The sequence below is a fragment of the Shewanella abyssi genome (genome assembly GCF_023284025.1).
Classification (GTDB): Bacteria; Pseudomonadota; Gammaproteobacteria; order Enterobacterales; family Shewanellaceae; genus Shewanella; species Shewanella abyssi.
Genome location: NZ_JAKIKR010000002.1, coordinates 135818 through 156061 on the forward strand (window position 1 = coordinate 135818; position 20244 = coordinate 156061).

General features: G+C 44.8%; 27 protein-coding genes. 25 read left to right on the forward strand and 2 right to left on the reverse strand.

What is annotated here, in order from left to right; all coding sequences use genetic code 11:
• Positions 1-4 precede the first annotated feature (4 nt).
• The 6 genes from zipA (at position 5) to L2755_RS02105 (ending at position 7302) form a co-directional block, all read left to right on the forward strand.
• Positions 5-934 (forward strand): cell division protein ZipA, encoded by a 930-nt coding sequence (gene zipA, locus L2755_RS02080; protein ID WP_248979094.1) that lies wholly within the window; start codon positions 5-7, stop codon positions 932-934.
• A gap of 73 nt (positions 935-1007) precedes the next feature.
• Positions 1008-3014: an NAD-dependent DNA ligase LigA gene (gene ligA / locus L2755_RS02085; protein WP_248979095.1), complete on the forward strand. Its 2007-nt coding sequence runs from the start codon at positions 1008-1010 to the stop codon at positions 3012-3014.
• Positions 3015-3172: 158 nt separating this feature from the next.
• On the forward strand, positions 3173-3640 hold the full coding sequence (locus L2755_RS02090) for a DUF2919 domain-containing protein (protein ID WP_248979096.1): 468 nt from the start codon (positions 3173-3175) through the stop codon (positions 3638-3640).
• A 717-nt stretch (positions 3641-4357) separates the two neighbouring features.
• Positions 4358-5551, forward strand: a complete 1194-nt coding sequence (locus tag L2755_RS02095) for an HD-GYP domain-containing protein (RefSeq protein ID WP_248979097.1) — start codon at positions 4358-4360, stop codon at positions 5549-5551.
• 287 nt (positions 5552-5838) lie between these two features.
• Entirely contained in the window at positions 5839-6660 is an 822-nt protein-coding gene (locus L2755_RS02100) for an SDR family oxidoreductase (protein ID WP_248979098.1), read from the forward strand.
• 15 nt (positions 6661-6675) lie between these two features.
• Positions 6676-7302 (forward strand): thiol:disulfide interchange protein DsbA/DsbL, encoded by a 627-nt coding sequence (locus L2755_RS02105; RefSeq protein WP_428847768.1) that lies wholly within the window; start codon positions 6676-6678, stop codon positions 7300-7302.
• Between the two features lie 237 nt (positions 7303-7539).
• Here the strand turns inward: L2755_RS02105 and L2755_RS02110 are convergent, their stop codons facing one another.
• On the reverse strand, positions 7540-8250 hold the full coding sequence (locus L2755_RS02110; protein WP_248979099.1) for an XRE family transcriptional regulator: 711 nt from the start codon (positions 8248-8250) through the stop codon (positions 7540-7542).
• A gap of 239 nt (positions 8251-8489) precedes the next feature.
• Here L2755_RS02110 and L2755_RS02115 point away from each other — a divergent pair, with 239 nt between their 5' ends.
• The 10 genes from L2755_RS02115 (at position 8490) to L2755_RS02160 (ending at position 15194) form a co-directional block, all read left to right on the forward strand.
• The gene (locus L2755_RS02115) at positions 8490-8720 is read left to right on the forward strand and encodes a helix-turn-helix domain-containing protein (protein ID WP_248979100.1); all 231 of its coding nucleotides are present in this window, start codon (positions 8490-8492) and stop codon (positions 8718-8720) included.
• Positions 8713-10935 carry a DNA-binding protein gene (locus tag L2755_RS02120; RefSeq protein WP_248979101.1) on the forward strand — a complete coding sequence of 741 codons (2223 nt, stop codon included), beginning with the start codon at positions 8713-8715 and terminating at the stop codon, positions 10933-10935. The genes L2755_RS02115 and L2755_RS02120 overlap by 8 nt, the downstream gene beginning before the upstream one ends.
• 73 nt (positions 10936-11008) lie before the next feature.
• The gene (locus L2755_RS02125) at positions 11009-11737 is read left to right on the forward strand and encodes an AAA family ATPase (protein ID WP_248979102.1); all 729 of its coding nucleotides are present in this window, start codon (positions 11009-11011) and stop codon (positions 11735-11737) included.
• A 50-nt stretch (positions 11738-11787) separates the two neighbouring features.
• Positions 11788-12363 (forward strand): hypothetical protein, encoded by a 576-nt coding sequence (locus L2755_RS02130; protein ID WP_248979103.1) that lies wholly within the window; start codon positions 11788-11790, stop codon positions 12361-12363.
• The gene (locus L2755_RS02135) at positions 12356-12916 is read left to right on the forward strand and encodes a helix-turn-helix domain-containing protein (RefSeq protein ID WP_248979104.1); all 561 of its coding nucleotides are present in this window, start codon (positions 12356-12358) and stop codon (positions 12914-12916) included. Before L2755_RS02130 ends, L2755_RS02135 begins: the two co-directional genes overlap by 8 nt.
• Positions 12897-13106, forward strand: a complete 210-nt coding sequence (locus tag L2755_RS02140; RefSeq protein ID WP_248979105.1) for a hypothetical protein — start codon at positions 12897-12899, stop codon at positions 13104-13106. Before L2755_RS02135 ends, L2755_RS02140 begins: the two co-directional genes overlap by 20 nt.
• A gap of 3 nt (positions 13107-13109) precedes the next feature.
• On the forward strand, positions 13110-13742 hold the full coding sequence (locus tag L2755_RS02145; RefSeq protein WP_248979106.1) for a DUF3164 family protein: 633 nt from the start codon (positions 13110-13112) through the stop codon (positions 13740-13742).
• A 25-nt stretch (positions 13743-13767) separates the two neighbouring features.
• Positions 13768-14058 carry a hypothetical protein gene (locus L2755_RS02150; RefSeq protein WP_248979107.1) on the forward strand — a complete coding sequence of 97 codons (291 nt, stop codon included), beginning with the start codon at positions 13768-13770 and terminating at the stop codon, positions 14056-14058.
• Positions 14059-14143: 85 nt separating this feature from the next.
• Positions 14144-14752, forward strand: a complete 609-nt coding sequence (locus tag L2755_RS02155; RefSeq protein ID WP_248979108.1) for a gp16 family protein — start codon at positions 14144-14146, stop codon at positions 14750-14752.
• The gene (locus L2755_RS02160) at positions 14745-15194 is read left to right on the forward strand and encodes a Mor transcription activator family protein (protein ID WP_248979109.1); all 450 of its coding nucleotides are present in this window, start codon (positions 14745-14747) and stop codon (positions 15192-15194) included. The genes L2755_RS02155 and L2755_RS02160 overlap by 8 nt, the downstream gene beginning before the upstream one ends.
• 40 nt (positions 15195-15234) lie before the next feature.
• Here L2755_RS02160 and L2755_RS02165 read toward each other — a convergent pair whose 3' ends face one another.
• On the reverse strand, positions 15235-16020 hold the full coding sequence (locus L2755_RS02165) for a DUF2971 domain-containing protein (protein ID WP_248979110.1): 786 nt from the start codon (positions 16018-16020) through the stop codon (positions 15235-15237).
• A 108-nt stretch (positions 16021-16128) separates the two neighbouring features.
• Between L2755_RS02165 and L2755_RS02170 the strand changes: the two genes are divergently transcribed.
• The 9 genes from L2755_RS02170 to L2755_RS02210 all read left to right on the forward strand — a co-directional run bounded on the left by L2755_RS02170 (position 16129) and on the right by L2755_RS02210 (position 20242).
• Positions 16129-16563, forward strand: coding sequence for a DUF4124 domain-containing protein (locus tag L2755_RS02170; RefSeq protein WP_248979111.1), 435 nt, complete (start codon positions 16129-16131; stop codon positions 16561-16563).
• Positions 16564-16609: 46 nt separating this feature from the next.
• Positions 16610-16855, forward strand: coding sequence for a hypothetical protein (locus L2755_RS02175; RefSeq protein ID WP_248979112.1), 246 nt, complete (start codon positions 16610-16612; stop codon positions 16853-16855).
• 166 nt (positions 16856-17021) lie between these two features.
• Positions 17022-17369 (forward strand): hypothetical protein, encoded by a 348-nt coding sequence (locus tag L2755_RS02180; protein ID WP_248979113.1) that lies wholly within the window; start codon positions 17022-17024, stop codon positions 17367-17369.
• Between the two features lie 14 nt (positions 17370-17383).
• Positions 17384-18142 (forward strand): S1 family peptidase, encoded by a 759-nt coding sequence (locus L2755_RS02185; protein WP_248979114.1) that lies wholly within the window; start codon positions 17384-17386, stop codon positions 18140-18142.
• Between the two features lie 145 nt (positions 18143-18287).
• Positions 18288-18716, forward strand: a complete 429-nt coding sequence (locus L2755_RS02190) for a DUF5675 family protein (RefSeq protein WP_248979115.1) — start codon at positions 18288-18290, stop codon at positions 18714-18716.
• 80 nt (positions 18717-18796) lie between these two features.
• Positions 18797-19411 (forward strand): hypothetical protein, encoded by a 615-nt coding sequence (locus L2755_RS02195; RefSeq protein WP_248979116.1) that lies wholly within the window; start codon positions 18797-18799, stop codon positions 19409-19411.
• Positions 19412-19624 carry a hypothetical protein gene (locus L2755_RS02200; protein ID WP_248979117.1) on the forward strand — a complete coding sequence of 71 codons (213 nt, stop codon included), beginning with the start codon at positions 19412-19414 and terminating at the stop codon, positions 19622-19624. It begins immediately after the preceding gene.
• A complete protein-coding gene (locus L2755_RS02205) occupies positions 19617-19946 on the forward strand; it encodes a DUF2730 family protein (protein WP_248979118.1) in 330 nt (109 codons plus the stop codon). Before L2755_RS02200 ends, L2755_RS02205 begins: the two co-directional genes overlap by 8 nt.
• Positions 19946-20242 (forward strand): VpaChn25_0724 family phage protein, encoded by a 297-nt coding sequence (locus L2755_RS02210; RefSeq protein ID WP_248979119.1) that lies wholly within the window; start codon positions 19946-19948, stop codon positions 20240-20242. The genes L2755_RS02205 and L2755_RS02210 overlap by 1 nt, the downstream gene beginning before the upstream one ends.
• Positions 20243-20244 lie beyond the last annotated feature (2 nt).

Consider the following 20244-nt stretch of genomic DNA (forward strand, 5'->3'; position numbering starts at 1 on the left):
ACCAATGGAAAATTTGCAAGTGGTGTTGCTTCTTTTAGGTGCGATAGCAATTATTGCCGTACTCGTACATGGTTTTTGGTCCATACGAAAGCAACAACCTAAAGGGTTCAAACAAAGCCCGATGACAGATATCAATCGAGAACGTAGAGATGCTCACGGTTTCGATAATGATGGTATCGGTGCAGTGAGAGTCGTGCAGGCTCGCGCTGATGGACCTGCAGATATAGCGCAGAGTATTGATCCATTAGTGGCAGAGGTTGCAGCAGCGACAAATGTCGAAACGGTATTTGAAGCAAATGCTGATGAAGCCTTTAGTTTAACTGAAGCGCCCACTCAAAAAGCCGTTCGTAGCGCCAAACATACTCGCGTTGAGCCTTCATTGTCAGTAGATACCCCTGATGTGGTTGTCGAAGCGTCGCCGATGCAGCCGTCATTATTTGCTGCTGAAGAAGCCGTTTTAAGCGATGATGCTGCCCAAGAAAGCGATGTCGCTGCAGAAGTAGAGCAGGAGCAACCTTTAGCTGAGCCACAAGATGTGTTGGTATTGCATGTGGTGGCTAAAGAAGGCGAAGCGCTTAATGGCGCAGAATTGTTACCTTGCTTACTGACATTGAACTTTAAATTTGGTGAGATGAATATATTCCATCGTCACGAAGATAATGCAGGAAAAGGGAAGGTACTGTTTTCAATGGCTAACATGGTTAAGCCTGGCGTATTTGACCCTGACAGCATGGAGCAGTTCTCCACACAAGGTGTGGTGTTGTTTATGACGCTACCTTGCTACGGTGAAGCGATGAGAAACTTTTCGATTATGCTTAACTCTGCGCATCAAATTGCTGATGATCTCAACGGTGTCGTACTTGATGGTGGCCGCGATGAGTGGCTCGATAGTACTAAACAAAATTATATTCAACGAATTAAAGCCCAGGGTTAACTCAGAACAGCTTATTTGTTAAACCGGTTTTTAAAAGGTCGCTTAGGCGGCCTTTATTATGTGGACAAAATGTATGAAAGCGAATGAACTAGAAATTGCAGAACTCACTGGGCAACTTAATCAGCACAATTACCATTACTATGTTGATGATAATCCCACTATCCCAGATGCTGAGTACGATAGGCTGCTTAAGCGTCTTAAAGCGCTAGAGATAGAGTACCCTGAATTGGCGAGTAGCGACTCTCCGACCCAGCGTGTGGGTGGTGAGGCTTTGGCGAAGTTTGATCAAATTACTCATCTAAAGCCGATGCTGAGTTTAGATAATGTGTTTGATGAAGCTGAATTTAGCGCATTTCATTCAAGAATTACCGATAAAGTGGGTACAGAACTTGGTTATTGCTGCGAGCCGAAACTCGATGGCTTAGCGGTGAGTATTGTTTATCGAGATGGCATATTTGAACGTGCAGCGACTCGGGGTGATGGTCAAACCGGCGAAAATATCACTGAGAACGTACGCACGATTAAGTCAATACCATTGAAGTTACGTGGCGATAAGTTCCCTCCGCTGGTGGAGGTGCGCGGTGAAGTGATTATGCCGCATAAGGCATTTGATGCACTTAATAAGCGCGCATTAGCTAAAGGCGACAAACTGTTTGTTAACCCTCGAAATGCCGCTGCTGGCAGTCTACGTCAACTAGACAGTAAAATTACCGCCAGTCGATCATTAGGTTTTTATGCTTACGCATTAGGGGTTGTGGAGCCAGAAACTTGGGATCTTGCCGACAGTCATTATGGCCAGCTAGAACAGCTTCGCTCATGGGGCGTGCCCGTTAGCCAGGAAGTCAAAGTCTGTGGATCAGTTGCTGAAGTCATGGAGTATTACCAAGATATTCAACAGCGCCGCAGTAGCTTAGCGTTTGAAATTGACGGTGTGGTCATCAAGGTTAACCAGATTGCACATCAACTCAATCTGGGCTTTGTGGCTAAAGCGCCACGCTGGGCAACCGCGTTTAAGTTTCCAGCACAAGAGGAGATGACGCTACTTGAAGGGGTTGATTTTCAAGTGGGTCGCACCGGTGCTGTAACGCCAGTAGCCCGTCTTAAACCGGTATTTGTTGGCGGCGTGACCGTATCAAATGCCACATTGCATAATGCCGATGAAATAGCGCGTCTTGGGGTTAAAATTGGCGATACGATTATTATTCGCCGCGCGGGTGATGTTATCCCACAAATTGTTGCCGTGGTTGCTGATAAACGCCCTGAAAACGCAGAAGAAATAGAATTCCCAACCCAATGCCCAGTGTGTCAAAGCCTAGTGGAACGCATTGAAGGTGAGGCGGTTGCCCGTTGTACCGGTGGACTATTCTGTGAAGCACAACGTAAAGAAGCCATTAAACATTTTGCCTCTAGAAAAGCGCTCGATATTGACGGAATGGGCGATAAAGTGGTTGAGCAGCTCATCGATAAAGAGTTGGTCGAAAGCCCTGCCGATCTGTTTAGGCTCACCGCCTCTGCGATGACCATGCTTGAGCGTATGGGGATGAAGTCAGCCACAAAATTAGTGGCGGCCATTGATGTGGCCAAACAGACGACTTTCTCCCGCTTCCTATATGCATTAGGGATAAGAGAGGTGGGTGAAGCGACTGCGGCTAATCTTGCTGCCTACTTTAAGACGTTAGCTGCTCTTAAGGCGTCAAATGCAGCAGAGTTTATTAAAGTCGATGATGTTGGCACTATCGTCGCGGCGCATCTTGAGCACTTTTTTGCCCAGTCTCATAATTTAGAGGTTATCGATAAGCTCATCGAAGCCGGAGTTTCTTGGCCTGTGATTGAAGAGGTTGCTGCAGAGGACTTATCACTAAAAGGGCAAACATGGGTATTAACCGGCACCTTAACCCAGCTAAACCGCAGTGATGCCAAAGCACAGCTGCAAGCACTCGGTGCTAAAGTGGCGGGTAGTGTATCGAAGAATACCGATTGCTTGGTTGCTGGCGCAGCGGCAGGTTCTAAGTTAACCAAAGCACAAGAGCTAGGCGTAAAAGTGATCGATGAAGAAGCACTGATTGCAATCTTGTCTTAACAACAGTCATGGTAAGTAAAAGCTCCTTTTTAAGGAGCTTTTTTGTTTCCTGCTCATTGAAATCTCTAACTCTGACACCATATCTAGTCTACTAATGGTGATTTTCCAAGGTGATTACTTTTAGGCGCTACCACCGATTTTAACTCAAAGGAGATGATTTGAATTTCAGCAATATTACCTGGCTTGACGATAAAGGCCATATCAAACCTCCGCTGATGCTTTACCTGATCTTGGTGTTTCTGGCGCGTGGTTGGTGCATATTTGTGGCGTCTTTAACCCAAGCAAGTGATAGGGCTGGTCTGGTTACGCTGGTTTACCCGCAAAAGTCCGACTTTTTAATGGCATTAATGGCTGGGGCTGGAGCCTTAGTCATCTACGCGGCCATTATAGCGGAAAGAAAACGTCAACCTCAGTGGGTACAGCCGCTATTTCCTTATGTGAAGTGGTTGTTATTGGCGCTATTGTGTATCGATGCAAGTTTACTGATCCAGCGCATACTGCATGCACACTATGTTTATAGCTGGAGTGTCGGCTTAGACTCGCTATTTCTGTTTTGGAGCACGCTATATATATTCAACTCGAAGCGGTTGATGCATTATTTTTCTGATTGGAAAGCACATGTTTAGCTATTTTACCCGCTAATATTCTGTTATCGGTGCCATTTTAACGGCCATAATCTCGTATGATATAACTGCACTTGGTAGGTATGCCGAGTGGTGTCAGTTCCAATGGAGCGGAATTAATAGCAAGCGAATGAAATAATAGATAAAAAAAAGGCGCTGTATAATTACAGCGCCAAAAGAATCTGCAATATCGACAGCATTCGATATGATGATCCGGGGATGTTAACAAAAAACCTTTTGCAGTTAAGTAATAAGTAAAACTTGATGACTACTCGCCTGCATAAAGGACAATTGACAGTTAGCCTTTGAAAGTAATAGTCGGGGCTACCAACTTCAAAGAACAGCGTTAGTTTACCATAATGCATGATGTATACAATATTCATTATGGCATTTATTCTAGATATGAGAAATTATTACGCTATAAGTTATAACTGAAGTGATTTGAGGGGCAATCGCTAGCATTCATTTCTACGGAAATAGCCAAATCATCGACAATCTTGTATTCCCTTGTAAATGAACTGCTGTTTATTATTCACAGCTGTCATAAAATTGACTTCTAACTGTTATTATGACGGGAAAGCTATTATTATCGGGTATAGCAAGATCGATATCCCAATACTTTCGCGGCAATTTAATCACGACTAAAGTCGTTGGTTATAACCCTCTATTCAGAGTGAGACGCTTTATTGAGCGAGTGCATTTTCACTGGAGCAATCAGTAATGTCCAAGGACGTTAAATTACCTTTGTCACAATTAAGTGTTGGATTAACCATCAAATTACCGCTGTTATGGACTAATCATCCGTTTGTGTTTAATCAATTCGTGATTGAAACCGTAGCGCAGATAGAGTTGATTAAAAGCTTAAACATCTCTTATGTGTATTTGATCGCTGGCAAAGCACTAGACACTATGATTGCTGCACAACCAGCAGTCGCTGCAGTAGAGAAGTCCGCAGAAGAGTATGCCAAAGAGCGGCTTTTAGCTCTGCGAAAATCATTAAGAGCCAGCCAACAACGATTTCAAAAGTGCGGTGTTGAATGTCGCACAGCATTTTCAAAAATAGGTGCTGAACCTGAAGGGGCCTACCGTTCAGCGGCGACGCTAGTCGAAATTCTTATGGATCATCTTAAAGAAACGCCAACACCACACCTTGCGTTAGTCAGTAGTGGTGAAGAGAGTGCGATTACCGAGCATGGCGTATCTGTTGCGGTATTATCGATGATGTTGGGAAGCTTGCTAGAGTGCACTGATTCCCAATTACGCGATATGGGCATGGGGGCATTGTTTCATGACATTGGTAAGCGGAAAGTGCCTGATGTGATCCGGCGGAAAAAGTCGAATTTGTCTGATCATGAAGTTAACTTCTTAAAGATGCACCCAAAGTTTGGTTATGACATGATGACTAGGCAGAATCTATTTCCTGAAGCGGTGCTCGATATCGTTTTACATCATCATGAATGGGCTGATGGCAGCGGCTATCCTCATGGACTGAAAGGCGCATCTATCGCATTCACAACGCAGATTGTTGCGCTTGCCAATGATTTTGAGCTGTTGCTAAAAGGGGCTGGGCAGCGTTCTCCTCAAGTTGCTTTAGGTTACCTCTTTAAAAATAGAGCGGGTAAACATGAACCGAGGTTGATTTCAGCGCTGGTTAAAGTGCTTGGGATCTATCCTCCTGGTACGCTGGTGTTGCTATCAAATTCTCAAGTGGCGAAAGTGCTGGTAACAACATCCATAGTGAAGCAACCCCACGTGCTAGCATGTGATGAAAGCGGTGACAATTCGTCGGTACGTTATTTAATTAACGAAGATGTGTCGATTGAGAAAGTAATAAAAATTGATGACTTAAGTAAAATGGCATTAAAGATATTAGATCCCAGTGCTGACATTAGTTTTTATTTCAGCTCTGTGTGAATTTATACCCATCCTACTTGGAGATGCTCGTTTCAGAGGCGTTGTGCCAGTTCAATTCTAGGCACGTTAACGTAGAAATGGTTATTCCCTTTTAAGTTAGCGCAACAACGAAGTGGGCTTGCACAGCGCCTTCTACGATGGGTTTTAATGGGCTTTACTCTGTGTTATCGATTTTACTAAGGGAATGACCATTAGTGGCAATCAATGCCTTGATTAAAGCCCATTAAACTCCCACTGAATCCTGCATCTTCAGCTAGGATGGGTATTATTAAAAATAAAGGATAGAGATGATAAAGTCAGTCTGTATTGTAGGTTGTGGTTGGTTTGGCCTGCCGTTAGCACAAGCAATGGTAACGCAAGGAATAACGGTAAACGGTAGTAAGCGCAGCACTGAAAAGGCCGCTTCGCTTACTGAGTATGGTATTAACGGCTTTACATTGGACCTATCGTTTGACGAGCAGATAGAAGAAAACCAACTCGCCATAGAAGCAGCACTCAATACTGATTGTCTAGTGGTTAATATCCCACCGGGTTTAAGAAAAGATCCACAGGGTTATTTAGTAAAGCTGGCAAGATTAACCCGCTTGATCCGCGATATCAGCTATCAGAGGATCATCTTTATCAGTACCACTGGGGTTTATCCTTCAGTTGAAAAACTAATGACAGAGAAAGATGCAGTCGCTCATTCAGAGGTTAGCGACAAACTGTTACAAGCGGAGGCGATGTTTGCCGGGCTAACCAATAGCTGTATTGCTCGCTTTGCTGGTTTAGTGGGACCGAAGCGTCACCCTGGGCGTTTTCTTGCAGGAAAAATCGACATGTCTCAGCCAGAAGCTGCTGTTAACATTGTCCATTTAAATGATTGCATACTTGCCGTCTCTGAATTGATTTTTGAACCAAGCGCAGCAGGGATTTATAATGTTTGCGCGCCTAAGCATCCCTCGCGTCAGGCTTTTTATCAACAAGCGAGTTTAAATTTGGGCTTAGTGGCACCACAATTCACTCAAGAGAAGAGTGGCGGCAAGATCATTAGTAGTGATAGATTAACCAAAGAGTTAAATTTTGAATATCAGTTCAGTGATCCAATGGATATGCTGGTCGCCTGTTAAGTATTAAGGAGTGTTATGAAACCGTTAAAAGCCTTTCTGGGTAGTGCGCTATTGGTGATGTTTACGCTGTTACTGCCGCTACAAAGCGCCTATGCCAAGCCCTATGTAGAGGGAGTCGATTACGTTAAAATCGCCGGCATTCCTGAAGCACAAAAGCCTGTCATAAGAGAGTTCTTTTCCTATAATTGTGGCCATTGTTATCGACAAGACTCGCTTTTTGAACAGACGGCGCATCTGCTTGAAAACAACATCCAATTTGAAAGAACCCCAGTGGGTGCGGGACGTACTAGTTGGATATTAAGTCAGGAAGCCTATTATTTAGCACAGAAATTTAGTGTCACTAAGCAGGTTCATGGCAGTATCTTCAGCCGTATTCATGAAAAAGGGGAGGCTTTCAACCGCCCAGACCAACTAATAGCATTTTTTGTTAGCCAAGGCTTAGATGCCAAAGAGGTCGACAGCGCGATGAATTCTGCCGATGCTAAACTCGCCTTGATGAACTATGACACTCAAGCTCAATTGGCCGAAATACGTGGCGTACCTTCGCTAGTCGTTAATGGCAAGTACTTAATTAAGGCCCAACCTCAGTCACCAGAAGCGTTAGCTGCGATGATTAAATATCTTAGTGAGCTTAAAGACTAACGGTTAAATTGTGATAAAAAGCCCACTTGTAACCAGTCACTAGGTATGAGAAATAGGGATTAAACCGAGATTAAATGAGATTTGATAGGATCTGGTGAGAAAACTCAGAGACCATAAGGCATTGCGCTGAATGGTCTCTGTTTATTTTAGTGATTCGAGTTATTCGGCAGGTTTGAGAAATATCTGAAACATAGCAACAAGAGTCGCTTGAATTGAGACAAAACAATAGTCGCCTGATTAATACAGATCCTTACCTATCCAAACAACCTTGCCAATGATTTGCAGTTTATCTAATTCATTGGCTTTGACGATCTGATCTTCATACTCCTTATTATCACTAATAAGAAGAATATCACCATCAAAACGCTTCTGTAAGCGTTTGGCATAAAGCTCATCACCAAAACGCAATACGAAGATGCTGCCATCGGTTAGCTTTGTATCAGCTGTATTAACAAGCAAGGTGTTATTGTTATGGATGGTTGGTTCCATCGAATCACCGGACGCAAAGACAACAGCCAAGCTATCAGCTTCAAATCCTCTGAACTTTAACCATTTACGTCTAAACGCTAAGTGGCGCTTTATCTGCTCATTAGGGCAGATCTTCCCATGGCCCGTGCTTACGGCAATATGGTAACCAGGGATAAGAATAAACTCTTCATTAAACTCACTTATGGCAATGGCGATAGCTGTGCCAGAGTCAGCCGCTGGCTGCTCCTCTTCACCTGCAAGTAACCAAGTCAAAGAAACGTTAGCTTGCTTAGCCATTAGTATGGCTTTATCTATCTGCGGCAGCGACATACCTTTCAAATATTTCCGTAATGCGCCTTCAGAGATATCAATAGCATTGGCAAAAGCGCGTACGCTTGTGCTTCCTATCGCTATTTCCAATCTTTCTGCAAACGTTTCCTTTCCCATCACCGGAAAAGCAACACTGTTGTCATTTTTCATTCGTCGTTTCTTTTTAGATTATGTTGCTGAAAGTTAAAGATTAAAAACCATCAATCACCACACATGTTAATCACATGAAAAGAAACACTACAAACGTACTTGACTCGCGTACAAATGTGATCGTATCATCACATTTGTACGCAGTGCGTATAAACGTTACTTTTCGTATGTGCCAGCAACTTGCGCAATGCGAACAAATTAAATGTTATCACAAATTTGCGGAATAAGGAGCAATCAACATGGAGATTGAAAACGCTAATCAAATCCATGCGGCATTGATGAGCAGGGGACTTAGTTGTCGCTCGTGGGCATTAATAAATGGATATAACCCCCGCACAGTACAAAAGTGCGTACAAATGTTTGCACCCGACACAGGTCTAAAACCTAAATGGGGCAAAGTGTCGCAAACCATATTGCGTGATTTATCGGTTGAAATAGACTTCGACCTGATGGGTTACCGCCATGGATAAGCAATATTTTACGCTTCAAGAGTTGGTTAACATGCCTGGCATGTACACCACAGTACAAGGTAACCGTAAGCTTGCTAACCGTGAGGATTGGGTAAAGAAAAAGTGCGAACAAGGTAAAGGTTTTGAATATCACTTAGCAAGCCTACCTATAGAAACTCAAGCTTATCTAAGAGCGACATCAATAGAGCAGAGTACCGATGCCAGTGTGGTGGCAGCTAAATCTGCGTTAAAGCAAGAGGCCGCTCAACACTCGCAATCACGCCAGCAGCGGATTAGCGGTAAAGCTGAGGGCTTGACGCAATTCATGTGCTTAAACGAGTCCAAGCAAAACAAGGCCAAAGCACGCGAATCCGCTATCAATGCTTTTAACGAGTTTGTAGCCCCCTATGAAGCCGCAGGTAACAAGTCTGCCGGAGTCATGCTTTTTATCACAGCCTTTAACAGCTCTGAAATCTTACCGAGTAGCGGCCTACGTCAACATGTAAAGCAGATAGCGCGACCAACCCTGTACCGCTGGGTTAAAGCCTATGACGATCAGGGGATCATCGGGCTTGTAGATCAATATAAGGGCAGTGCTAAATCCAAGATTGACGATCAACCGCGTCTCGATGAATTTTTAATGGCGCTAGTTACCAAAAAACCACACCTACTAAAGCAAGCTGCCAAGGTACGTGACATGGCCGTAGTTAGAGCTGCTGAATACGGTTGGCAGTTACCCTCTATAAGCTCTTTTAAACGCTGGTTAAATCAATATGCCGACAAGCACGAGCTAGAGCATGCGTTTACTACCAACCCCACGCTGTACACAGACAAATACCGTCCGCTATTTGCCCGTATGTACCCGCATATCGACGGGCCTAACCAAGTGTGGGAATTTGACTCAACACCCACAGACGTTGAACTCAATGTTAACGGTAAGCTCAAGCGTCACGCTGTCGTTGCGGTTATCGATGCTTATACTCGCCGCGTGCAATTGATTGTCGCACCAACCTCAAACAGTGAGGCCATCTGCCTATTACTGCGTAAAACGTTACTAGAGTGGGGCTTACCAGAGGAGGGCGCAATTATGCGAACCGACAACGGTAGCGACTATGTATCACAGCGCACCACCACCATCTTTAATCTACTCGATTTAAAGCTCTCTAAAGCCAACGCCTTTAGTGGCTGGGAAAAGCCATTTATAGAACGTTTCTTTGGCACCATGAGCCGCGTGTTAATGGAAAAAATGCCAGGTTATATCGGCCACTGCGTCAGTGACCGCCAGCAAATAGAAGCCATGTACAACTTTGCTAAACGTATCGGCGAAGGCAAAAAGAAAGCGGAAGCAGAGCGCCTAAGCCTGGCATTAACGCCCGAGCAGTTACAGCAAGCACTTAATGATTACTTAGAGTTTGATTACAACCACGTACCCCACAACAAAACCGATAAAACGCCATTCGAGTTGTATGCAGGGGCGGGTTATCAAAAACGGGCAATCGACAATGCCCACATTCTCGACACCTTACTCAACTTTATCGGCACCGCAAAAGTCGTACGCGGGAGCGTCAAATCAGACGGCGTGCAATATACCGCGCCAGAGCTGATGGAAGCAGCGTGGCAACGCCAAACGGTACGGGTATTTATCGACCCTTGTGATATTGGCCGAGCAACGCTATACCCCATCGATCAATGGGACACCTACGTCGATGCCGTCAACATGGATCTCGTTAACCGTGGCATAGCGCCAGCTGAATTTCGTGAACGCCGTAAACAGACGCAAAAAGAGTTGGCCGCATTTCGTAAATCGGCAAAACGCCTGCAAGAAGAGTTTGGTATCGATTCACTCTACGCCGACGAATTGGCGCAAAAGAAACTGCAGCGTGCCAGCCTCAGTTATATCGAGCGCACCACTGGGCACGACAACAACGCAATTGCAGGTTTAAGCCATGCAACCAGCAACAAGCAACATCAACTGAGTGAAACCGAGTTGGCCGCCATCGAGCGCCAGCGTGAAGCAATAGCCAAGCGTAAAGCCAATATGGCCGAACAAGAGTCGCGTATCGTCCGTAGCGATCACGAAAAAGCCATGATGCTTACCCAAGACTCACTAACCCGAAAATTAACTCAAACAGAACAAGACTGGCTTAAGAAGTATCGTCTAAACAACCTATTACAACGCAATCGTTTAGACAAAGTATTGAAAAAAGCTGAGCAGCACCACCGACAAGTGAAATAGCTGCTCAGCCTTCAAACCCAAGGCCATTGAGCCTTACAAAAGTAAAACCAACGTAAACCAAAGGAATGCCATTATGAAACATAAAATCGTTGAAGTAAAAAATGTCCTACGCACTCAAGATATGTTCGCCAACTTGCAAAGCCGCAGTGACATAACCCCAGGGATCGGACTCATCCACGGTGCCAGTGGTTTCGGTAAAACCACCACAGTAACCTACATGGTTAACCAGCTTACCAGTATGGGAAGCCTACCCGCGTTTGTGCGTTGCTGCGCCACCGACACCCCAAGCAGTTTCTTAGCCCGCGTAATGAAAGAGCTAGGCAGCGAGCCTATTTTCCCACTACGTAAGTCGGTCGATTTCATCATCAACACCATGAATGAGCAGCAAATAGCCCTGTTTGTAGACGAAGCAGACCACATAGTCGGCCAATCAAAAACCATGGAAACCATCCGCGATATCTACGATGCCACCGAGCTACCCGTCGTGCTTATCGGCATGGAAGAGATAGCCCGCCGGATCAGCCACCGTAAGCAGCTATTTAACCGCATCTCTGAGTGGGTAGAGTTTCTGCCTGCAGATATCGAAGACGTACACCTGTTTGCTACAGAGCTGTTTGAAAACGATCTCGAAGTGGGTGAAGACCTACTTGATTACATCCGCCAACGTAGCGGTGGCGAGGTGCGCCGAACTCTAATCGCACTCGAAAAAATAGAGCGCTTTGCTTTATCTAACGAGCTTGATTTTGTCGACAAAGCAGTTTGGGGCGACGGTCAGTTATTCCTTAACCACACCCGTCGATAAGGGCTGTTCTAGGTTCTGTGCGCTAATAAAAAAATAGATAAGGATAACCTATGAATAGCCCAGCAAACCCAAGTTCAATAAGGCATCAAGCTTGGGGACTTATGTGTAATCGGCAAACATTTAGCTGCAAAGAGATTGCACAAGTTTTAAATATCAAGACCAACAAAATCGTTGGCTTCACTCGCACGTTAATCAGAAAGCGTGCCATTGAAGTTATCGACGAAAGAAACAAATACCAAGGCAGGCTTTACCGCGTATGCATCGAGCGTCAGGCATTGCAGCTTCAAATGCCAATGGCCCCAAGACGCAAAGAACGCCGCGTAAAAAAGGGCACTCGGTCACAGCAAATCTGGAACACCATCCGCATTCACCGTGCGTTTAGTGTCGAGCTGCTGCAAACCACGACTAATGCTTCGTTGTCATTAATAAACAACTACGTATGGCACCTAGAGCAATCAGGCTTCATTCGTAAGAAAGGGCGCTTTCTCAATCAAAGCGGCTACTCCTGCGTTAAGTACATGTTGATTAAAGATCTCGGGCGTCTATATCCGACCACTCAAAAGCAAGGCATGTGGGATCAAAATACCCAAACCTTCTACCCATTCAAGGAGCGTGGTGATGAGTAAATGGCAGCAAATATTAGCCGAGCAAGCTAATCAACACGGCCAAGAAGCCGTAGCAAAAAATCTTGGGGTATCAAAGACGGTGATAAGCCAGCTGATCAACAGCAAATACCCCGGCGATCTCACCCGCATGAAAAAACTAGTAGAAGGAGCCTACATGCACCGCACGGTTGTCTGCCCGATTATGGGGGAGATCCCCCTGCATCAGTGCGACAAGCACCAAAACAACACCGTGACCAGTAACCCAATAAAACTGCGTTTATATCGAGCCTGTCGTAGCGGTTGCCCTCATTCAACGCTACCAGAGCAAAAGAAGTTTAAGCGCATTGCTATACAGGGCAACTTTTCGGCAAGCAATAAACCAAAACGCTATAGCGCCGACGCCGCCTATAACCGCTTAGAGCGCCAATCACAATCCGACGGTGGCGGAGCAAGGCAGCTCTGCAGCCTATTAAAACAAGAGTTAAAGGCGTTAGAGCTTAGATACAACAAGCTGCTTCAGCAACTAAGCACACAACAACCACTAAGGGGGCAGCATGAAGACCCAAAAAATTAATGTCGTTTGTGCACTGCGCCTGCGTGGCATGAAGGTGCTAAGTCGTAAAAACAAAGTGGTCCAAATCGACCAACCGACCAAAGAGCTTCGCGCCATGGCGGTAGAGATTATTGAAAATATTAGAGGCATTCGACGTCGTAGCGGCGCAGTGCAATTTCATGGCGTCACAGTGCGCTGGAACGAGGAGTAACTAATGAACAGTCAAACCAACACTAATATCAACACTATCCCAGCGGGCTATCGTAAAAATGCCAAAGGCGACCTAGTACCAGAGGAGCGTATCAAGGCCATCGACAAACTACGTGACGAAGTTGTCAGTGATATTGTCATTAAAGCCAAAGCGCTGCGCCAGGCCATGCTCGACTTCAAACTCGCCACCATGAGTCAGATCACCGACTTTGTTGATCTATCTGGCAGCGAATACGGCGTTAATGTCGGTGGTAAAAAGGGCAACGTCTCGCTCACCAGCTTCGACGGCCAATACCAAGTGCGTCGCGCAGTAGGTGAACACCGCATTTTTGACGAGCGTATTCAAACCGCTAAAACCCTTATCGATGAGTGCATTCACTCATGGTCAGGTGGAGCAGATGACCGCCTCATGGCCATGGTTGAGCATGCATTTCGTGTAGACCAACAAGGTCAAATCAACGTTAACCAGGTACTGAGCTTGCGCCAGTTAGATATCGATGATGCAAGCTGGAAAAATGCCATGGACGCCATCGCCGATGCGATTCAAATCACGGGCACCAGCGAATACCTGCGCCTCTATGAGCGTTTACCCAACAGCAAGTATGTGCAGTTATCAATGGATATCAGCACCCTTTAATAAAGGGTGATGCAAGGAGCAGATCATGAATACCTCAACTCAACACCTGTTTGACCAAAACCAAGCCAGTCTCGACCGTGTCGCGTTTAAGTTACGCATCGCCGCCTTGCTTGAGGCGAGCTTTGAAACCTTACGCAGTGAACTCAGCACCATGGCAGTCAGCACACCGCATTATTGCCTGCTAATAGGAGCCGCGTTAATGAATGAACTAAAAGAGTTAAGCCCAGAGTATGCCGGAGATAAACGCAGACTCATCGGCTTCTTTATCAAGCGTTCACTGAGAAATATCGCAGCAGTAGTGCAAGTAAGCAGCTAATCAATATCAGCGAAACTGCCCACAGCCGCTGTGGGCAGTTCTTTCTAGCCACGACGCTAGGCTTTTATAAACAAGGAAGATCACCATGCACACTAAAACCGCTTCAAGCTCTAAACGGCTCTTTACCTTAATCAACATCGCCAAAACGCAGCTGCAGTTAGATGATGGCCTATACCGCAGCATGCTCAAACACGCCACAGGCAAAGAATCGCTGCGCGCCATGAACCTTAGCGAGCTTGAACAAGCACTAGAATGCTTCAAGCAAAAAGGTTTTAAACCCACTCGCGTTGGAACAAGTTTAAACAGCCCTAAAAAGGGGATTAAGCCAGCAGTTAAAGGCAAACGTTTAAGTCCACAATCGGGCAACACCAAAGTAGCGATAATCGATAAAATCCGCGCTGTGTGGATCACCATGGCCAATCACAACATTATTCAAGACGCTAGCGAAACGGCACTCGATAGCTACGCGCGCCGCATGACTAAATCACAACAGCAGGTCGACAGCGTTGCCTGGCTTAATCCACAACAAGCCAAACGAGTGTTAGAGAGCCTTAAGAACTGGCACCGTCGTGAGCTGATTGAGCGCATTCATCTAAGAACCAACAGCACATCAACCAAGCTGCAGAGCTTAAGTTACACCCAAGTGGTGGAGCTCTATTTAAACAATGTATACGCAGGGGCTGAGCATGAGTAAGTGTCTTGATAACGCGAAGAGTGAACAGCAACTCGACTTGCTGCAAACAGCCCCACAAGAGCTTGAACTGGCATTGGCCACCTTGCAGAACCTTAAGCCAGATGAGCGCGAAGACTTTGTTAAGCGCTGGCCATCAACACTGCAAAGTCTGTGTGAGCTTATGCGCGTTACCCTAGAGGGCCAAGCCATTAGCAATGCCGTGCAAATCAGTGAAGCGCTTGCCACTACGTTAAGTACTTACCTAGGTGGCCGCGATATCTATATCCCTAATGGCGAGCGCCTTAAAGACGCGCTGCGTGATATCCGCATCTGGCGTGAGTTTAAGGGCAATAACCTAGAGCAGCTGTCGCGGGATTATGGGCTCACCGAACGTCGAGTAAGCCAGATCATAGCCGAGCAGAGGGCAGCGTTTGTGGCGAGGAAGCAGAGGAGGTTGTTTTGATACTATTAATGGGGTTATTGAACGTCGAACTATGAACATTCTAGTTAAGCTTTTCAAATTCAACTTTAAACTTTGAAGAGCTTCTTTCCCCTCGCCATAATTCAACATTGGGGTTGTGTTTTTGGAGAATTAAGCTGATAGAACGTAGGTTTTCTATTTTCATATTCGGGCCGAAGTAAATTGCTTTAAGTGCATTTCTCTTGTATTTGAAAGCTTGATCTGCTTTTTCATGGATGCACCGCCATTCTCGCTCATACTCCCATGATTTGGACTTTGTACAAAATAATTGAAATATATGCCTTTGCAAAACATCAGGGTCCTCTTCAGTGTTAATCAATGTCACATCCATTTGTGGTAGTTCTTCTTGATATACCACTTTATAAGGGACTGTAAAAGGTAAAAATGACGTGTCGAATTCTAAGCAGAAACCTTGATAGCTGCTTGCATAATGCGCCCACATGAGTAAGTCGCCTTTCTCGTCTGAAAAACAGCAAATACCTCGAGTTTCCCGAAATTTAACTCTAAATTTCTCAAGTTCGTTTTTTGCAGCGTTAATTGCTATTGTCTGAATTTCAGCTGTTGTCATCAGTTCTAGTTTTTTAATATCTTCAGGTGGAAAGCACTCTTTAATGCCTTTTTCTCGCAGTTTTGTTTGGATAAATACTACGGCTGAATCTGTAGGTACCGTATAAGTCGGAGACATATCACAATCAAAGGGATCATTAAAACGTTTAGGTGAGCTAAAGTATACTTCTTGGTTTTTCAGGTTCTTTAGGGTTTGTTCGTTGAATGGCTCAAACTTGAACAAGGTTTTCGGTCTGTCCATATCCCATCTTCCTGAAAATTATAGTAAAGTGTTATTCGATATTTTACATTTATGCCAGTGAATGGAAACTAGGTCAAGTTATTGTTGATGTAAGTAAAAGGGAATTTTATGAAGCAGATTTTTTTCACTGTAATCGTTGGTTTGTTCATAGCTAACAATGCACAAGCCGCAGTCTACAAATGCACCATAGACGGTATTGAAACATACAGCCAAGACCCTTGTTCTGAAAGTGCAGAGGAGATCACTGTCACTCCTCCTGCAAAAATGAATGGTAGTAAAAATACACTAAGTGAAGATCAATTAGTTAAGCAATGTGTTACCACATTAACCCGGTACAGTAACTTTAAAGACCCTGAGTCTATTAAGTTGCTAGGGTATCACTTTGATTGGTTACAAGATGGCAGTGGTGCCCGTCGTGTACTTCAGTTAGAAATTAATGCTAAAAATAGCTATGGTGGATATGGAGGAAGTAAGCTCTATCCGTGTTACTTAAATCATAGTGGCACCCAACTGAGTAAACATCAGTACAGAATTTTCAAGTAAGTAGAATTAGAGCTTTTATTGCATAGATTTTGATAAGGATATCTTCATGCGTAGTAAAGCATTTCGGGAAGGGATTAAGGCTAAGTCATATCATGATAATGCATACAGCCCTGGCTCTGCAGAGTTTAATGAATTTGAGCGTGGACAAACCCAAAAACTCAAGCGGAGTGCATCTGCTGGGTTGGGTTATAGTTTTGATATAGCTGATGAGCCTCTTAGCTATTACGCAAAGCCTGAAGCCAAACCTGTGGAAGTTGTAAAGCCAAAAGCATACAAATATAAGCCAAAATAGAGGCATCGCATTAACACACATAACAATAGAGTGCCAAATTTGTATCAAAGGATACTCTACACCAATATGGTAAACTATCGGGTCATACCGTAGCCGTATAGAAGCTAGCGAACGTAAGTAAAAATAGTTAGTTAGGTACTGGTCACTGTCAATTTAGGACTGATTCATGAAAATATTTAGGCGTGATAAAGGTTTAAAAGCGATAAAGTATAGAGAAGTCAAACAATCCATTAAGGTAGATCCATCGACTTCAGAAAAACTGCAAGAAAAACTGGCGACAATGCAGTTAGTTTATTCATTAGTTGGCTCACTTATCGGAGCTGGGTGTATGGTAGCTGGAGTGCTGCTTCTTGTTAATGAGGTACAAGGAAACTCTAGCTTTGTTGCTGATATAGTAGGTAGTAGCGTAGAGCTTTCAGACGCAACTCCTGGAGTAATTTTATTTGTCGTCGGGCTACTGATAATTGTGGTGACAAAGTTTAGTTTTTCACACGTAAAAAACAAAGAAGTGTGAGGTATGTTTAAGTAATGGTTAATTCTATTCATTTTACAACAACTAAAGTAGATGTTTACAGCGGGAATGAGCATTTAGAGCGAGCAACAGGATTTTTTTTTCGCCATAACAATAATAAATATTTAGTCACGAATAAACATGTAGTCGAATGCGTACGTACAAGGATGTTTAGGGAAAATAAGAAAGCTGACAATGTCAGAATTATTACTCATACAGACATAAATGATTGCTCAAAGCATCACACTATAACTATTAAAGTATTTGATGAGAGAAAGCTCTGGCTTGAACATCCTAGTATTGAGGAAAATGGTTGCGATGTGGTTCTTATACCACTAAACGAAAATACTTTGTTAGGTGATAACGCAGTAAAATACTATCCATTATCAAGTCCAAAAATTACTTTTGTTGGTCAAGAGCTGGTAAATGATTTTCCTTTAAATGAATTTGGGAATCTTGCTGTTTTGGGCTATCCACTAGGTTTTTATGATAAATTTAATAACTTACCAATATCGCGAAGAGTAACTATTGCTAGTCCTTATAAAGTGAAGTTCAACAATAAACCGTATTTTCTTGTGGACGGAAATTTACAGCCTGGTATGAGTGGCAGCCCTGTATTTTGTACGCCACACACTTTATTTAAAGAAGGTAATAGAGATGAGGGAAGTAAACTTTTTGGTGTTTATTCTGCTCATAAGTACGCAGGAACACAGCCATTAAATTTACATGTCATCTGGTATGCTGACTTATTAGTGGAAATAGCAAATCAAGTTTAGGATAATAATTTTTGATATTTGCAGAGTGAGTGTTGATACATGACCTCTCTTTCGATGCTTAAGACGCTTATCCCGAAACCTTTCAAACCCTGTTAGAACACCTAAACCGAGACAATGAGCCTATGTTCCTTGTCTCGGTTTTTTTATGTCCTCACAAAAGTTTATTCTGTACCGCCGTTACTTTAATCACGGCACCTTTGGGGAACTCAAAGACGCTACTGGTAATACGATTGCCGTTACCGTTGAATGCCCCTGGTTAAACAACCAGAAGGGTAAGAGCTGCATCCCAGAAGGCAGCTATCAAATACAGCGCCACCAAAGCCCGAGCAAGGGCGTATGCCTTGCGATTACTGCGCCCACACTGGGCGTCACCTTGTACGGTACTAGCCAGCGCTCCCACTGCTTAATCCATGTTGCCAACCGAGTCAGCGAGTTGCAGGGCTGTATCGCGCCTGGCGAGTCTTTTGGCGTGGTAGCTAGAGAGTGGGGCGTGTTACAGAGCCGTAATACCCTTGAGCAGCTATTGACCTTAATAGGTGATTCAAGCTGCACCTTGGTAATCCGAGGGCAATGAATCACAAGCTATTTAAGCAACATAGCAAATAGCACCAAACCAACAGCCTTTCACACCACAGCCCACATTAAGGATCGCATATGGACCCGCTAACACTTACCGCAATCGCTTCTACCTTGATTAAATCTGGCCCCGATTTGATTCGTGGCATCGGCAGTTTTTTCGATGACGACTATTCCGGTCAAGCCAAGCAAGACACCGCTAACAAGGTCGCTAACCTCGTCGACATTGCTGCAGGTAAACCCAACCCAGAGCAAGCACTTAATCAGGCATTAACCTCACTATCGCCACAAGACTTGCTGCAACTTAAATCAGTCGCAGCCGAATGCGAAGTGCAGCTGGCGCGCATTGCTGCAAACCGCGATACCACCTTGCATTTGCAAACTCAGCAGACGATTCAAAACGGTGATAACAGCAGCAACCCTTATGTCAGTGAAACCCGGCCCTACATGGCGCGCTTATCCGGCTACATCACAGGCGCTTATGTATTAGGGCTCGACGGTGCAGCTGCATTTGCACACGGTACAGGGGCTTCACTCGATATGGCCATGTTACTGGTTGCGCCGCTACTGGCTTATATGGGCCTGCGTGAAATAGGCAAATGGCGACAGGGTGTAGGCATTGCTGGCGGTATCACTAGCGGCATTGCAAGTAGCCTAAGCCAGCTGTTTAAACGCGGTAAAGCAGGAGCCTAAATGAAAGCCGATGAATGGGCTAGTGAGCTTGAAATACGTGAACGCGAAAGCTGTATAGCGCGGGCTCGCCAGCCAATAGCGCAAGGTAATGGCATATGCGTGGACTGCTTAGAGGTGGTTGAAGCTGAGCGTTCTAGGCTGCTGCGCTGCTTGAGCTGCCAACAAGATGAAGACTTGCGCCAGCGCCAACGCACAGGAGGTCGCCGTGGCTGATGCACTTGAGTTTATTAACCACAACTTTAAATGGCTTTCAGCGATTGCTTACCTTGCCTTTGTGGGTTTGCTCGCCTGGTTTAACCAACGTTTTACCCCACGACGTGAGCACGAGTTGCTTAATAAAAAGCTGAGCAACATAGATCAGCAAATGACACAGGTTAAGGCTGACATCAAGCACCTGCCCACCAAAGAAGAGGTGCATCGTTTAGATAAAACACTAAGCGGACTTAGCGAAACCATTAACGCCACGCAAGAAGGCATTAGTCGGCTTGAGCGTAAAACCGATCTGCTACTGGAAAATGAATTAAGGAACGACTAATGGCACTACAAGAGATCATGAAAGAACACCAGCGACTGGTGATCCTACGCTTGCTGGCCGAGGTGTCAGGGTTCGATCTAAATGAGTCCATCTTACAAGATGGGCTTAATGCATACGGGCTAGATATCAGCCGTGACAGCTTACGCACTCAATTAGCCTGGCTTGCAGAGCAAGGCTTAATTACGCTGCAAAAACTCGGCTCCACTCAAAAAGCTGTTCTCAGCGCCAGAGGTGAAGATGTAGCCCAAGGCCGCGCTGTTGTACCTGGCATTAAACGCCCTCGGGCAGGGGAATAGTC